Source organism: Vibrio sp. Vb1026 (genome assembly GCF_033338745.1).
GTDB lineage: Bacteria > Pseudomonadota > Gammaproteobacteria > Enterobacterales > Vibrionaceae > Vibrio > Vibrio alginolyticus.
Genome location: NZ_JAWOTH010000008.1, coordinates 163,344 through 176,269, shown reverse-complemented (window position 1 = coordinate 176,269; position 12,926 = coordinate 163,344). Strand labels below are relative to the sequence as shown.

The 12,926-nt window shown below is 45.1% G+C and carries 15 protein-coding genes; 14 read left to right on the top strand and 1 reads right to left on the bottom strand.

The window, feature by feature from the left end; genetic code table 11:
- Positions 1–6: 6 nt before the first annotated feature.
- From secD to R7E47_RS14160, 4 genes are all read left to right on the top strand, one after another.
- The gene (gene secD / locus R7E47_RS14175) at positions 7–1,863 is read left to right on the top strand and encodes a protein translocase subunit SecD (RefSeq protein ID WP_005381724.1); all 1,857 of its coding nucleotides are present in this window, start codon (positions 7–9) and stop codon (positions 1,861–1,863) included.
- A gap of 14 nt (positions 1,864–1,877) precedes the next feature.
- Positions 1,878–2,825, top strand: coding sequence for a protein translocase subunit SecF (gene secF, locus R7E47_RS14170; protein ID WP_005383689.1), 948 nt, complete (start codon positions 1,878–1,880; stop codon positions 2,823–2,825).
- A gap of 163 nt (positions 2,826–2,988) precedes the next feature.
- Complete coding sequence (locus tag R7E47_RS14165) at positions 2,989–3,405, top strand: hypothetical protein (protein ID WP_017633921.1); 417 nt, start codon at positions 2,989–2,991, stop codon at positions 3,403–3,405.
- Positions 3,406–3,546: 141 nt separating this feature from the next.
- The gene (locus tag R7E47_RS14160; RefSeq protein ID WP_017633920.1) at positions 3,547–3,858 is read left to right on the top strand and encodes a hypothetical protein; all 312 of its coding nucleotides are present in this window, start codon (positions 3,547–3,549) and stop codon (positions 3,856–3,858) included.
- Between the two features lie 70 nt (positions 3,859–3,928).
- Here R7E47_RS14160 and suhB read toward each other — a convergent pair whose 3' ends face one another.
- Entirely contained in the window at positions 3,929–4,732 is an 804-nt protein-coding gene (gene suhB, locus R7E47_RS14155; RefSeq protein ID WP_005381722.1) for an inositol-1-monophosphatase, read from the bottom strand.
- 231 nt (positions 4,733–4,963) lie between these two features.
- Between suhB and trmJ the strand changes: the two genes are divergently transcribed.
- From trmJ to pepB, 10 genes are all read left to right on the top strand, one after another.
- On the top strand, positions 4,964–5,683 hold the full coding sequence (gene trmJ, locus R7E47_RS14150) for a tRNA (cytosine(32)/uridine(32)-2'-O)-methyltransferase TrmJ (protein ID WP_005383693.1): 720 nt from the start codon (positions 4,964–4,966) through the stop codon (positions 5,681–5,683).
- 125 nt (positions 5,684–5,808) lie between these two features.
- The gene (gene iscR, locus R7E47_RS14145) at positions 5,809–6,315 is read left to right on the top strand and encodes a Fe-S cluster assembly transcriptional regulator IscR (RefSeq protein ID WP_005381720.1); all 507 of its coding nucleotides are present in this window, start codon (positions 5,809–5,811) and stop codon (positions 6,313–6,315) included.
- A gap of 28 nt (positions 6,316–6,343) precedes the next feature.
- Positions 6,344–7,558: an IscS subfamily cysteine desulfurase gene (locus tag R7E47_RS14140; protein WP_005381719.1), complete on the top strand. Its 1,215-nt coding sequence runs from the start codon at positions 6,344–6,346 to the stop codon at positions 7,556–7,558.
- A gap of 38 nt (positions 7,559–7,596) precedes the next feature.
- Positions 7,597–7,980 carry a Fe-S cluster assembly scaffold IscU gene (gene iscU / locus R7E47_RS14135; RefSeq protein WP_005381718.1) on the top strand — a complete coding sequence of 128 codons (384 nt, stop codon included), beginning with the start codon at positions 7,597–7,599 and terminating at the stop codon, positions 7,978–7,980.
- Between the two features lie 70 nt (positions 7,981–8,050).
- On the top strand, positions 8,051–8,374 hold the full coding sequence (gene iscA / locus R7E47_RS14130) for an iron-sulfur cluster assembly protein IscA (protein ID WP_005381717.1): 324 nt from the start codon (positions 8,051–8,053) through the stop codon (positions 8,372–8,374).
- A 55-nt stretch (positions 8,375–8,429) separates the two neighbouring features.
- On the top strand, positions 8,430–8,945 hold the full coding sequence (gene hscB / locus R7E47_RS14125; RefSeq protein WP_033905803.1) for a co-chaperone HscB: 516 nt from the start codon (positions 8,430–8,432) through the stop codon (positions 8,943–8,945).
- A gap of 21 nt (positions 8,946–8,966) precedes the next feature.
- On the top strand, positions 8,967–10,820 hold the full coding sequence (gene hscA, locus R7E47_RS14120; RefSeq protein WP_017820567.1) for a Fe-S protein assembly chaperone HscA: 1,854 nt from the start codon (positions 8,967–8,969) through the stop codon (positions 10,818–10,820).
- A 13-nt stretch (positions 10,821–10,833) separates the two neighbouring features.
- Positions 10,834–11,172, top strand: a complete 339-nt coding sequence (gene fdx / locus R7E47_RS14115; protein WP_005381713.1) for an ISC system 2Fe-2S type ferredoxin — start codon at positions 10,834–10,836, stop codon at positions 11,170–11,172.
- Positions 11,173–11,216: 44 nt separating this feature from the next.
- Positions 11,217–11,411, top strand: coding sequence for a Fe-S cluster assembly protein IscX (gene iscX, locus R7E47_RS14110; protein ID WP_005381711.1), 195 nt, complete (start codon positions 11,217–11,219; stop codon positions 11,409–11,411).
- Between the two features lie 161 nt (positions 11,412–11,572).
- Positions 11,573–12,871 (top strand): aminopeptidase PepB, encoded by a 1,299-nt coding sequence (gene pepB / locus R7E47_RS14105; protein WP_213874915.1) that lies wholly within the window; start codon positions 11,573–11,575, stop codon positions 12,869–12,871.
- The last annotated feature ends 55 nt before the right edge of the window (positions 12,872–12,926 follow it).

Genomic DNA, 12,926 nt, shown 5'->3' with positions numbered 1-12,926 from the left:
CTCGCTGTGCTAAACCGTTATCCATTATGGAAGTACTTGATGGTGCTTTTTGCCATCATCACCGCTGCGTTATACGCACTTCCAAATATCTACGGTGAAGATCCGGCTATTCAAGTTACAGGGGCGCGTGGCGCCTCTGTAGATATGTCAACGCTGGATGCTGTCACTACTGCTCTTAACAAAGAGCAACTTTCTCATAAATCCATTGCTCTCGAAGATGGATCAATTCTTGTTCGTTTTAACGACACTGACACACAAATCAGTGCTCGTGATGTCATCAGCGAAGCGCTAGGCAAAGACACAATTGTTGCACTTAACCTTGCACCTTCTACACCCGATTGGCTAGAAGCGATTGGCGCGTCACCATTGAAGCTAGGTCTTGACCTTCGCGGTGGTGTTCACTTCTTAATGGAAGTGGATATGGATGCAGCGATGGAAAAGCTTGTTGGTCAACAAGAAGAAGCTTTCCGTAGCGAACTTCGTGACGCCAAGATTCGTTACCGTGCAATCCGCCCTTCTGGAAAAGAAGCGGTAGAAGTGTTGTTGCGTAACGAAGAGCAATTAGCAGAAGCGAAAGCAACGCTAGAAAAGAATCACCCGGACATGATTTTTGTCGATTCTGATTCAAATGGCCGTTACGCTCTTACTGCCACCTTTACTGAGCAACGTTTACAAGAGATCCGTAACTATGCTGTTGAGCAAAACATTACGATTTTACGTAATCGTGTCAACGAACTAGGTGTTGCGGAACCATTGGTTCAACGTCAAGGTGCTAGTCGCATTGTGGTTGAACTGCCTGGTGTTCAAGACACTGCTCGTGCAAAAGAAATTCTCGGAGCTACGGCAACGCTTGAATTCCGTGAAGTTGATGATAAAGCTGACCTATCGGCAGCGGCAAATGGTCGTGCGCCAGCAGGTAGTGAAATCAAGATGGACCGTGATGGTCGCCCAGTTGTGCTTAAGAAGCGCGTTATTCTTGGCGGTCAAAGCATCACAGATGCAAGCTCAAGTGTTGATGAATATGGTCGTCCACAAGTTAACATCTCGCTAGACAGCGAAGGTGGTAATAAGATGTCTGCGTTCTCTAAGAAGAACATTGGTAAGCTAATGGCTACCGTGTTTGCAGAATACAAAGACAGTGGCCGTCGTACGCCTGAAGGCAAAGTTATTCTGGATAAGCATGAAGAAGTCATCAACCAAGCAACGATTCAATCGGCTCTTGGTCGTAACTTCCGTATCACAGGTATCGACTCTGCTGCAGAAGCACACAACCTAGCACTTTTACTACGTGCTGGTGCACTGATTGCACCTATCTCTATCGTTGAAGAACGTACCATTGGTCCATCAATGGGCCAGCAAAACATCGATATGGGTATCCAAGCATGTATCTGGGGTATGGTTGCCGTAATGCTATTTACGCTGCTTTACTACCGCGGCTTTGGTTTGATTGCAAACATTGCTCTAATGGCAAACTTAGTGCTTATCATTGGTGTTATGTCGATGATTCCAGGCGCTACCATGACGCTTCCGGGGATAGCCGGTATCGTGTTAACAGTCGGTATGGCAGTTGATGCGAACGTACTGATCTTCGAGCGTATCCGTGAAGAAATTCGTGATGGACGTAGTCCACAACAAGCGATTCACCAAGGTTACGCGAATGCATTCAGCACGATTGCTGATGCGAACATCACAACACTAATTACTGCAATCATTCTATTTGCGGTCGGTACAGGTGCGGTGAAAGGTTTCGCAGTTACTCTATCTATCGGTATCTTAACTTCAATGTTCACCGCCATTATTGGTACACGTTGTATCGTGAACCTGATCTACGGTGGCAAACGCGTTGATAAATTGTCGATCTAAGGCTGGGAATTAATATGTTTCAAATTCTAAAAGCAGAGAAGACGATCGGCTTTATGCGTTGGTCGAAAGTAGCATTCGTTTTTTCAATTATAATGATTGCTGCTTCTATCTTCACTTTGTCAACCAAGTGGCTTAATTGGGGTCTAGATTTCACTGGCGGTACTCTTATCGAGGTCGGTTTTGAACAGCCAGCAAACCTTGAAGAGATTCGTGCAGCACTAGATTCAAAAGGCTTTGGCGATGCGACAGTACAAAACTTCGGTAGTGCTCGTGAAGTCATGGTTCGTCTTCGTCCACGTGATGACGTTTCTGGTGAAACGCTAGGTAACCAAATCATTGGTGCTATCAAAGATGGTACTGGCGAAAGCGTAGAAATGCGTCGTATTGAGTTCGTAGGTCCCAACGTTGGTGATGAGCTAACAGAAGCTGGTGGTCTAGCGATCTTGGTATCGCTGATCTGTATTCTGCTTTATGTATCGATGCGATTTGAATGGCGTCTAGCGGCTGGTGCAGTAATGGCATTGGCTCACGATATAATTATCACGCTAGGTGTCTTCTCGTTTCTACAAATTGAAGTTGACCTGACTATCGTAGCTGCGCTACTGACGGTTGTGGGCTACTCACTCAACGATACCATCGTTGTATTTGACCGGATTCGTGAAAACTTCCGTAAGATGCGTAAGGGTGAACCTTCAGACATTATGGACGCCTCAATCACTCAAACGTTGAGCCGTACATTGATTACATCTGGTACGACGTTGTTCGTGGTAATTGCACTGTTCATGCAGGGTGGTGCTATGATTCACGGCTTTGCAACCGCACTTTTACTCGGTATCACTGTAGGTACTTACTCTTCTATCTACGTAGCATCAGCACTGGCTCTAAAACTGGGTATCCAGAAAGAGCACTTGATGCCACCTCAAGTAGAAAAAGAGGGTGCAGAGTTCGACGAAATGCCATAAGGCAGATTGAGAACCGAAAACAAAAACCGCTGAACAATCAGCGGTTTTTTATGCCTGATAGATTTGAAAGTTTCATTTTTTTTTGAGGTACTTCCAGCTTGAATTGTAGTTTTTTGATTGAGTTGAATATCGGAAGTATGTTCAACAATTTCGGGAGGAAATAATGTCAAGGCAAGCTGAAATAAAAGTACAGTTACTGAAGTTTGTAGAGATTTCTTACAAGCACAATAAAGGTGTTACCACCAAGCTAGTTACTGGAGGGAAAAGGTTCAAGTTAGCAGTTGATGAGTCAGGTAAAGTAACTTTATCTGGTGAGCTTGGATTTACTAAGTTTGAAGTTTCAAAAGAAATGGTTGAAGAGCTGGGCATAAAATTAAAAGCCGTTTCTGTTACTTTTAAAACTACTCGTGATGGTGTTTTGACATACAGTGGGAGTGTTTCTCTTTTTGGTGTTGTTTCCTTTGGAGTTACTGGGCAGGTAAATGTCCGTGAGCTTTTAGAGCAGTGCGAGTGGGGGCTTTGTAAGTACAGATTTAAGCCGAGTAAAATTGATCAAGCGCTCCGTGAAGCTGGGGTTTAGTTGGTTATGCTAAATAGAATTCTACCTATTCCGGTTTTACTAAGTGTTTCAACGCCCTGCATCGCAAGTCCACTCCACGATACTTACCTTGATATACGTAATAATTTATACAAGATGCAGTATATAGAGGTGGTAGAAGCTATGGCAGGACCAAATCTATCGATTGAAGAGCTGAACAGTATTAAGTCTCACCCAATAAAATTTGGTCATCAATTTCCATTTTTATCATCTATCCCATCAAGTTTGGTTACAGAGCTGTCTTACTTTGAAGAGTACAGTGAGGATGGAGGAGTTGGATGTCTTTCTGTAAACGGCTTTGGTGATGTATACCAGCCAGTCACGGTTTCGCTGCAGTTTTTAATGAAGGAACAAATATGGAAGGTTAAGCACGTAAAAATAGACCACTTATCTGACTACGACCGTTTCTACAAACAGGCTGATTGTTCGAAATAAAAAAGCCCCGCTCAATGAGCGGGGCTTTCTAAAGTCATCAGCGTGACGGGCTATATATGACTTTCAAATCTTACTTAAGGATCGCGCTGTTACCGTTTTCGCGGATGTGCTTAAGGATAGATTTTACGCCACGAGCGCTTGAAGCAACGATGTTACCAGACTTCATGTAGTCAGTGCCGCCAGCAAAGTCTGTTAGGATTGCGCCAGCTTCACGAGCAATAAGCTCACCTGCTGCCATATCCCAAGGTTTTAGGCCTAGCTCGAAGTAACCATCAACACGGCCAGCAGCCACGTAACAAAGGTCAAGAGCAGCAGAGCCGCTACGACGGAAATCAGCACATTCAGTGAATAGCGCACCAACGATCTTGATGTAAGACTCAGCGTGTTGTTTCTGCTTGAATGGGAAGCCTGTTGCTAGAACAGTACCTTGAAGGTCTTTTAGTTGAGCAACACGAATACGTGCACTGTTTAGTTGAGCGCCGGCACCGCGTTGTGCAGTGAATAGCTCGTTTTGCATTGGATCGTAAACACAAGCAACTTCAGTTTTGCCCTTAATACGAACAGCGATAGAAACCGCGAAAGTTGGGTAACCTTTTACAAAGTTAGTGGTGCCATCCAGTGGGTCGATGATCCATTGTACGTCTTTATCTTTACCTTCGATAAGACCTTGTTCTTCAGCAACGATACAGTGCTCAGGGTAAGACTGCTTGATAGTATCGATGATGATGTATTCTGCTTCTTTGTCTACGTTAGTGACAAAGTCATTAGTGCCTTTAAGAGTAGATTCTACTTTATCAGTGTTTTCTAATGATTTAGCAATATGATTGCCTGCCTTTCGCGCAGCGCGAATAGCAATGTTTAGCATTGGATGCATACGAATTTCCCAACGGATGTTAAAGAACAAATGAAAGCGGCGGCGAGTATACCAGAGATAATCAAAAAGGGAAGTGTTTATTTTTTACTCTAATTGCGGCCGACTGAGTGTACAGATCATACTGCGGACGAGAACAATAACCAAGAATGAGAAGAGAGGTCTGCTTGCCTCTAGGGTGTCTTAAAAAACTATGATAACATTCTGCGGTTTTAATTTAGGTAGCAAACACAGATGTTGGATCAAGTAAAAATTGTACTCGTAGGTACCTCTCATTCAGGCAATATTGGCTCAGCAGCTCGAGCAATGAAAGTGATGGGTTTAAACCAACTAGTATTAGTCGATCCACAATGTGAAGTGGATGAACAAACTCTTGCTTTAGCTGCGGGTGCTGGTGATATTGCTCAAAATGCAAAGATTGTCGGCACATTAGAAGAAGCTGTTGAAGATTGTGGCCTTGTTGTGGGTTCTAGCGCCCGCTCTCGTACATTAGAATGGCCAATGCTCGAGCCACGTGAATGCGGTGAGAAATTTGCAGTTGAAGGCCGAAAGCATCCGGTTGCGCTCGTGTTTGGCCGAGAAAGAACTGGTTTGACAAACGAAGAGCTACAAAAGTGCCACTACCATGTTTGTATTCCCGCTAATCCTGAGTACAGCTCGCTTAACCTAGCGATGGCTGTACAAACTCTCAGTTACGAAGTGCGAGTTGCACACTTGAACTTAGAGCAAAGCCAGTTTTCCCCAAATGAATCGGAAGAATACCCGCGTCATCGAGAACTCGAAATGTTCTTCGAGCATCTTGAAAAGGTGATGGTTGAGACCCAGTTTATTAACAAAGAGCAACCTGGACAGGTGATGAATAAGTTGCGCCGTTTGTTCTCTCGTGCTCGACCAGAAACCCAAGAACTTAATATTCTACGAGGCGTTTTGACTTCGATAGAAAAGAAGTTCTGAGTGAATAATAACCACTTTAGGTGTGAGGATGAATACCTGAGTAAAATGGTCAAATAAATACTTGACCAAATTACTCAGGTATGGAAAAATCTTAACCATTACAAACCATGTGGATACGGTGTGGTATGAAACTTACATCTAAAGGAAGATATGCGGTGACAGCCATGCTGGATGTGGCACTGCATTCGCAACAAAACCCTGTACCTCTGGCTGATATTTCAGAGCGTCAAGGGATCTCGCTCTCTTACTTAGAGCAGCTATTTTCAAAATTGCGTAAAGCAGGTCTCGTTGCCAGCGTTCGTGGTCCTGGTGGTGGTTACCGACTTGGTGCCGACGCTCACAGTATCGCTATTGGTACCGTGATTGCTGCCGTTGATGAGTCAGTAGATGCAACCAAATGCCAAGGTAAAGGAGATTGCCAAGGTGGAACACGTTGCCTTACTCACACGCTGTGGCGTGACCTAAGCTCTCGCATTAGTGACTTTTTGAATAACATCACTCTTGGTGAGTTGATGACAGACAATGAAGTACTCGAAATTTCTGATCGTCAGGACATTGATCTGGCGGTAACCCATGGGCTATCAAACAAAAATACAACCGCCGCGCCCATCGGTGTAAACGTCCGCTCTTAGCGGTCAGCTTTTTACATTGGAGTAGAGAATGAAACTGCCGATTTATCTTGATTATTCCGCTACATGTCCAGTTGATCCACGTGTTGCTGAAAAAATGGTTCAGTACATGACAATGGATGGCACATTTGGCAACCCAGCGTCACGTTCGCACCGTTACGGCTGGCAGGCAGAAGAAGCGGTCGATACTGCTCGTGAGCAAATTGCTGACCTTCTAAATGCAGATCCTCGCGAAATCGTATTTACATCTGGTGCGACAGAATCAGACAACCTTGCGATTAAAGGTGCAGCGCACTTTTACTCGAAGAAAGGCAAGCACGTAATCACTTGTAAAACAGAGCACAAAGCCGTTCTTGACCCATGTCGTCAACTTGAGCGTGAAGGCTTTGAAGTGACTTACCTTGAGCCAGAATCAAATGGCTTGATCGATCTAGAGAAGCTTAGAGCAGCCATGCGTGATGACACCGTGCTTGTGTCTATTATGCATGTAAACAACGAGATTGGTGTGGTTCAAGACATTACAGCGATCGGCGAACTGTGCCGTGAGCGTAAAATTGTTTTCCACGTGGACGCTGCGCAATCTGCAGGTAAATTACCAATCGACGTTCAAGAGATGAAAGTTGATCTAATTTCACTTTCTGCTCACAAAGTATACGGCCCTAAAGGTATCGGTGCACTTTACGTACGTCGTAAGCCTCGTATTCGTCTTGAAGCGCAAATGCACGGTGGCGGTCATGAGCGTGGTTTCCGCTCTGGTACACTTCCTACTCACCAAATCGTAGGTATGGGTGAAGCATTCCGCATTGCAAAAGAAGACATGCAAAAAGATTACGATCATGCTTTAGCGCTTCGTAACCGTCTTTTTGATGGCGTGAAAGACTTAGAAGCAGTGACGGTAAACGGTGACTTTGAGCAGCGTGTACCACACAACCTAAACATCAGTTTCGCATTCGTAGAAGGTGAATCTCTACTAATGTCGCTTAAAGATCTAGCGGTATCTTCTGGTAGTGCTTGTACGTCTGCAAGCCTTGAGCCTTCTTACGTTCTTCGTGCCCTAGGCATGGATGACGAATTGGCTCACAGCTCGGTTCGTTTCTCGTTTGGTCGTTTCACGACTGAAGAAGAAATTGATTACGCAATTGAACAAATCCGCGTTGCAGTGACTAAGCTACGCGACATGTCTCCTCTATGGGATATGTACAAAGAAGGGATTGATTTGAGCACTGTTGAATGGGCTCACCATTAATCTCAGGGATTGAAATAGAGGATTCGAGGTAATTTATCATGGCATACAGCGAAAAAGTAATTGATCACTACGAGAACCCACGTAACGTTGGTTCATTCGATAAAGAAGATCCATCAGTAGGTAGCGGCATGGTTGGCGCTCCTGCGTGTGGTGACGTAATGAAGCTTCAAATCAAAGTGACACCTGAAGGTATCATCGAAGATGCGAAGTTCAAAACATACGGTTGTGGTAGTGCAATCGCATCAAGCTCACTAGTAACTGAGTGGGTAAAAGGTAAGTCAGTTGATGAAGCGGCAGCAATTAAAAACTCTGAGATTGCTGAAGAGCTAGAGCTTCCACCAGTGAAAGTTCACTGTTCTATTCTTGCTGAAGATGCAATCAAAGCAGCGGTTGCTGACTACAAGAAAAAACACCAAGAATAATTATTCCGTAATATAATGGGAGCTTTGACGCTCCCATTCCAATCGAAATTTAGACAGACTAAGGTGCAGTATGGCCATCACAATGACAGAATCAGCGGCAAGTCGCGTAAGAGCATTCCTAGATAACCGAGGCAAAGGTATCGGTTTACGTCTTGGAGTGAAGACGACTGGCTGTTCCGGCATGGCATACGTACTTGAGTTTGTTGATGAGCTCAATGAAGAAGACGAAGTATTTGAACTCTCTGGAGTGAAAATTATCATCGATCAAAAGAGCTTAGTGTACCTAGATGGTACTGAATTGGATTACGTGAAAGAAGGGTTGAATGAAGGTTTTGAATTCAACAACCCTAACGCGAAAAGTGAATGTGGTTGTGGTGAAAGCTTCAACGTCTAATTGATTGTCCTTCTGGGCAAACGAGTCCGGAAGGCTTTACTAGGACCCGAACTTAATGAATCACTTTGAATTATTTGGGCTACCAAGTCAGTTTAAGCTGGATGGTAGCCTTCTTTCTTCTCAGTTCCGAGAACTACAAAAACGCTTCCACCCGGATAACTTTGCAACGGGCTCAGAACGTGACCGTTTGATGGCGGTGCAAAAGGCGGCGCAAATCAACGATGCCTATCAAGTTCTGAAAAATCCTATTTCTCGCGCCGAGTATATCCTCGCAGAGCAAGGTGTTGAGATCCGAGGTGAACAGCAAACAATGCAAGATCCGATGTTCTTAATGGAGCAAATGGAACTGCGCGAAGAACTGGAAGAGATTGCTGACAAGTCCGATCCTGAATCGGCGCTTTTTGACTTCGACTCTAAGGTCAGCAAAATGTACAAACAGCATCTGGCAAGCGTCGAGCAAGAGCTTGATGATGGTCTATGGGCTGAAGCCGCAGACCGAGTTCGTAAGCTAAAATTCATTGCCAAACTAAAGAACGAAATTGAGCTAGTCGAAGACAAACTCCTCGGCTAGTAAGCGTGACAAGGACCTATCATGGCACTACTTCAAATCGCAGAACCGGGCCAAAGCTCGGCACCTCATGAGCATAAGTTAGCAGCGGGTATCGACTTAGGTACTACCAACTCTTTGGTTGCTTCTGTACGTAGCGGCGATGCAACTCCACTTGCGGACGAGCAGGGCCGTACTATTTTACCTTCAGTCGTTAATTACGCTGAGGAAACGTTAACGGTCGGCCACGAAGCCAAAGCCAAAGCAGAGTTTGAACCAGAGAACACGATTATCTCTGTAAAACGTTTGATCGGTCGTTCATTAAAGGACATTCAGTCCCGTTACTCTTCACTTCCTTATCGTTTTAAAGAGAGTGAAAACGGCCTGCCAATTTTGCAAACACCTCAAGGTGACAAAAACCCGATTGAAGTATCTGCGGACATCCTAAAAGTATTGGGTAAGCGAGCTGAAGATACGTTAGGTGGTGAGTTAGCAGGTGTCGTTATTACCGTTCCTGCTTACTTTGATGACGCGCAACGTGCAGGTACAAAAGATGCGGCGAAATTAGCTGGTCTTCATGTTCTCCGTCTACTTAACGAACCAACCGCTGCGGCAATTGCTTATGGCCTAGACTCAGGTCAAGAAGGTGTGATTGCGGTTTACGATCTAGGTGGCGGTACTTTTGATATCTCTATCCTACGTTTATCGAAAGGCGTATTTGAAGTATTAGCAACAGGTGGCGACTCTGCATTAGGCGGTGACGACTTCGACCATTTATTTGCCGATTATTTAATGGAGCAAGCGGGTCTAGAAGCGCCGCTTTCTGCAGAAAAGAACCGTACACTGTTGAACATTGCTACTGAAGCTAAGATTGCTTTCTCTGAGCAAGACAGTGTTGACGTTGACGTTTTTGGTTGGAAAGGCACCGTGACTCGCGAGCAGTTCGAAGATCTGATTCGTCCGCTAGTGAAGAAAACACTGATGTCTTGTCGTCGCGCATTAAAAGATGCGGATGTCGACGCAGATGAAGTACTCGAGGTCGTCATGGTTGGTGGCTCAACCCGTACATTGCTGGTTCGTGAAATGGTAGGCGAGTTTTTTGGTCGCACACCCCTGACAAGCATTAACCCTGATGAAGTTGTTGCAATCGGCGCGGGTATCCAAGCAGACATTCTCGCGGGTAACAAGCCTGACTCTGAAATGTTGCTTCTTGATGTGATTCCACTGTCGCTCGGTATTGAAACCATGGGTGGTTTGGTCGAGAAGATCATCCCCCGCAACACTACGATTCCCGTTGCGCGTGCGCAAGAATTTACCACATTCAAAGATGGCCAAACGGCGATGAGTGTTCATGTGGTACAAGGTGAACGTGAAATGGTTGATGACTGTCGTTCACTTGCTCGCTTCTCGTTAAAAGGTATTCCTCCGATGGCAGCGGGTGCGGCACATATTCGCGTGACTTACCAAGTTGACGCTGATGGCCTTCTTTCTGTTACGGCAATGGAGAAGAGCACTGGTGTTCAATCAGAGATTCAAGTAAAACCTTCTTACGGCTTAAGTGACAATGAAGTGGCGGATATGTTGCGTGATTCAATGACGCACGCAAAAGAAGACATGCAAGCTCGTGCCTTAGCTGAGCAGCGTGTTGAAGCCGACCGAGTGATAGAAGGTTTGATTGCAGCGATGCAAGCTGATGGTGATGACTTACTATCAGAACAAGAGAAACAAAACTTGATTAAAGCCATCGAAGCCTTGATTGAGCTGCGTAATGGTGATGATGCAGATGCGATAGAGCAAGGCATTAAAGATACCGATAAAGCGAGCCAAGATTTCGCATCACGCCGTATGGATAAATCGATTCGAGCTGCGTTGTCAGGTCAATCAGTAGACGATATATAAGAGATAAGTAGTTATGCCTAAGATTATTGTATTACCACACGACGATTTGTGCCCAGAAGGTGCAGTGTTGGAAGCAAACTCTGGTGACACCGTTCTAGACGTAGCGCTAAAAAACGGTATCGGTATTGAACATGCGTGTGAGAAGTCATGTGCGTGTACTACCTGCCACGTAATCATCCGTGAAGGTTTTGATTCACTAGAAGAAAGTGAAGAACTAGAAGACGACATGCTAGATAAAGCGTGGGGTCTAGAGCCTGAGTCACGCCTAGGGTGTCAGGCGAGAATTGCTGATGAAGACTTGGTGGTAGAAATTCCTAAATACACACTAAACCACGCTTCAGAAGATCACTAAAACTATCTTCCCAATATAGGGAAGAAGCAAAAGGAAGATGAGCAATGAAATGGACAGATTCTCGCGATATCGCGATTGAACTTTGTGACAAGTTTCCAGATGTCGATCCTAAAACAGTGCGTTTTACCGATCTTCATCAATGGATCATGGAGTTAGATGAGTTTGACGATGAGCCAAACCGTTCTAATGAAAAGATTCTAGAAGCCGTTATCATGTGCTGGATGGACGAAGCGGACTAAGTCTGTAAAACACAGCCTAGTTAACAATTCTTACTAAAAAAAGCGGACCTTTAGGTCCGTTTTTTTATCCAATTGACATTTTTGCCCTACATAATGCTAACATCCGTGAGTTATTAAAAAGAAGCAGCGTAGGCAACGCTGCTATAAGACAAGGAGAAACCATGTCTACACAGATGTCTGTATTTTTAAGTCAAGAGTCGGCAGCACCACATTGGGGTGAAAAAGCACTGCTTTCATTCGCTGAAAACGGCGCAACTATTCACTTAGGTGAAGGTCATGATCTCGGCGCAATTCAACGTGCAGCTCGTCAGCTAGATGGCCAAGGAATTCGTTCTATTTTTCTTTCTGGTGATAACTGGGATCTAGAGAGCGTATGGGCTTTCCACCAAGGGTTCCGTAACCCTAAAAAACATGGCTCAGTTGAGTGGGCAGCATTGTCTGATGAAGATCAAGCAGAGCTTCAAGCTCGTATTACTTCGACTGATTTTACCCGCGATATTATCAACAAAACGGCAGAAGAAGTTGCTCCTCGTCAGCTAGCGACAATGGCTGCTGAATTCATTAAATCTGTTGCGCCGAAAGGCACTGTGACAGCACGTATCGTCAAAGACAAAGACTTGTTGGCAGAAGGTTGGGAAGGTATTTACGCAGTAGGCCGTGGTTCTGAGCGTACTTCTGCGATGCTTCAGTTAGACTACAACCCAACTGGTGACGAAAACGCACCTGTATTCGCATGTCTTGTGGGTAAAGGCATCACCTTTGATTCCGGTGGTTACAGCTTGAAGCCTTCTACCTTCATGAGTGCAATGAAAGCAGATATGGGTGGCTCGGGTACTATCACTGGTGGCCTAGGATTAGCTATCTTGCGCGGTTTAAACAAGCGCGTAAAACTGATCTTGTGTTGTGCTGAGAACATGGTTTCTGGCCGTGCCCTTAAGCTTGGCGACATCATCACTTACAAAAACGGCAAAACCGTTGAGATTATGAATACCGACGCGGAAGGTCGCTTGGTGCTTGCAGACGGTCTTATCTACGCCAGTGAGCAAAAGCCTGAGTTAATTATTGACTGCGCGACGCTAACAGGCGCAGCGAAGAATGCGTTAGGTAACGATTACCATGCGCTAATGAGCTTTGATGATGAGCTATCGCATCAAGCCCTCACGGCGGCAAACCAGGAAAAAGAAGGCTTGTGGCCGCTACCACTTGCTGATTTCCATCGAGAAATGTTGCCATCTAATTTTGCCGATTTATCGAATATCAGCTCTGGTGATTATTCTCCAGGTGCAAGTACTGCTGCTGCATTCTTGTCTTACTTCGTTGAGGACTACAATAAAGGCTGGTTACATTTCGACTGTGCGGGTACGTATCGTAAAGCCGCTTCTGATAAATGGGCTGCGGGAGCAACGGGGATGGGTGTTCGTACACTTGCTCGTTTCCTCAATGAGCAAGCTGGAAAATAAGATTGATTGCAGCACTCTCTTGTTTGAGTGCTGCTCTTACCCAGTAAGTCACTTT

What these genes read in the sequence shown, in the direction of transcription:
- secF (WP_005383689.1), top strand. Translation starts at nt 1,878, where the DNA reads ATGTTTCAAATTCTAAAAGCAGAGAAGACGATCGGCTTTATGCGTTGG.
- R7E47_RS14165 (WP_017633921.1), top strand. Translation starts at nt 2,989, where the DNA reads ATGTCAAGGCAAGCTGAAATAAAAGTACAGTTACTGAAGTTTGTAGAG.
- R7E47_RS14160 (WP_017633920.1), top strand. Translation starts at nt 3,547, where the DNA reads ATGGCAGGACCAAATCTATCGATTGAAGAGCTGAACAGTATTAAGTCT.
- suhB (WP_005381722.1), bottom strand. Translation starts at nt 4,732, where the DNA reads ATGCATCCAATGCTAAACATTGCTATTCGCGCTGCGCGAAAGGCAGGC.
- trmJ (WP_005383693.1), top strand. Translation starts at nt 4,964, where the DNA reads ATGTTGGATCAAGTAAAAATTGTACTCGTAGGTACCTCTCATTCAGGC.
- iscR (WP_005381720.1), top strand. Translation starts at nt 5,809, where the DNA reads ATGAAACTTACATCTAAAGGAAGATATGCGGTGACAGCCATGCTGGAT.
- R7E47_RS14140 (WP_005381719.1), top strand. Translation starts at nt 6,344, where the DNA reads ATGAAACTGCCGATTTATCTTGATTATTCCGCTACATGTCCAGTTGAT.
- iscU (WP_005381718.1), top strand. Translation starts at nt 7,597, where the DNA reads ATGGCATACAGCGAAAAAGTAATTGATCACTACGAGAACCCACGTAAC.
- iscA (WP_005381717.1), top strand. Translation starts at nt 8,051, where the DNA reads ATGGCCATCACAATGACAGAATCAGCGGCAAGTCGCGTAAGAGCATTC.
- hscB (WP_033905803.1), top strand. Translation starts at nt 8,430, where the DNA reads ATGAATCACTTTGAATTATTTGGGCTACCAAGTCAGTTTAAGCTGGAT.
- hscA (WP_017820567.1), top strand. Translation starts at nt 8,967, where the DNA reads ATGGCACTACTTCAAATCGCAGAACCGGGCCAAAGCTCGGCACCTCAT.
- fdx (WP_005381713.1), top strand. Translation starts at nt 10,834, where the DNA reads ATGCCTAAGATTATTGTATTACCACACGACGATTTGTGCCCAGAAGGT.
- iscX (WP_005381711.1), top strand. Translation starts at nt 11,217, where the DNA reads ATGAAATGGACAGATTCTCGCGATATCGCGATTGAACTTTGTGACAAG.
- pepB (WP_213874915.1), top strand. Translation starts at nt 11,573, where the DNA reads ATGTCTACACAGATGTCTGTATTTTTAAGTCAAGAGTCGGCAGCACCA.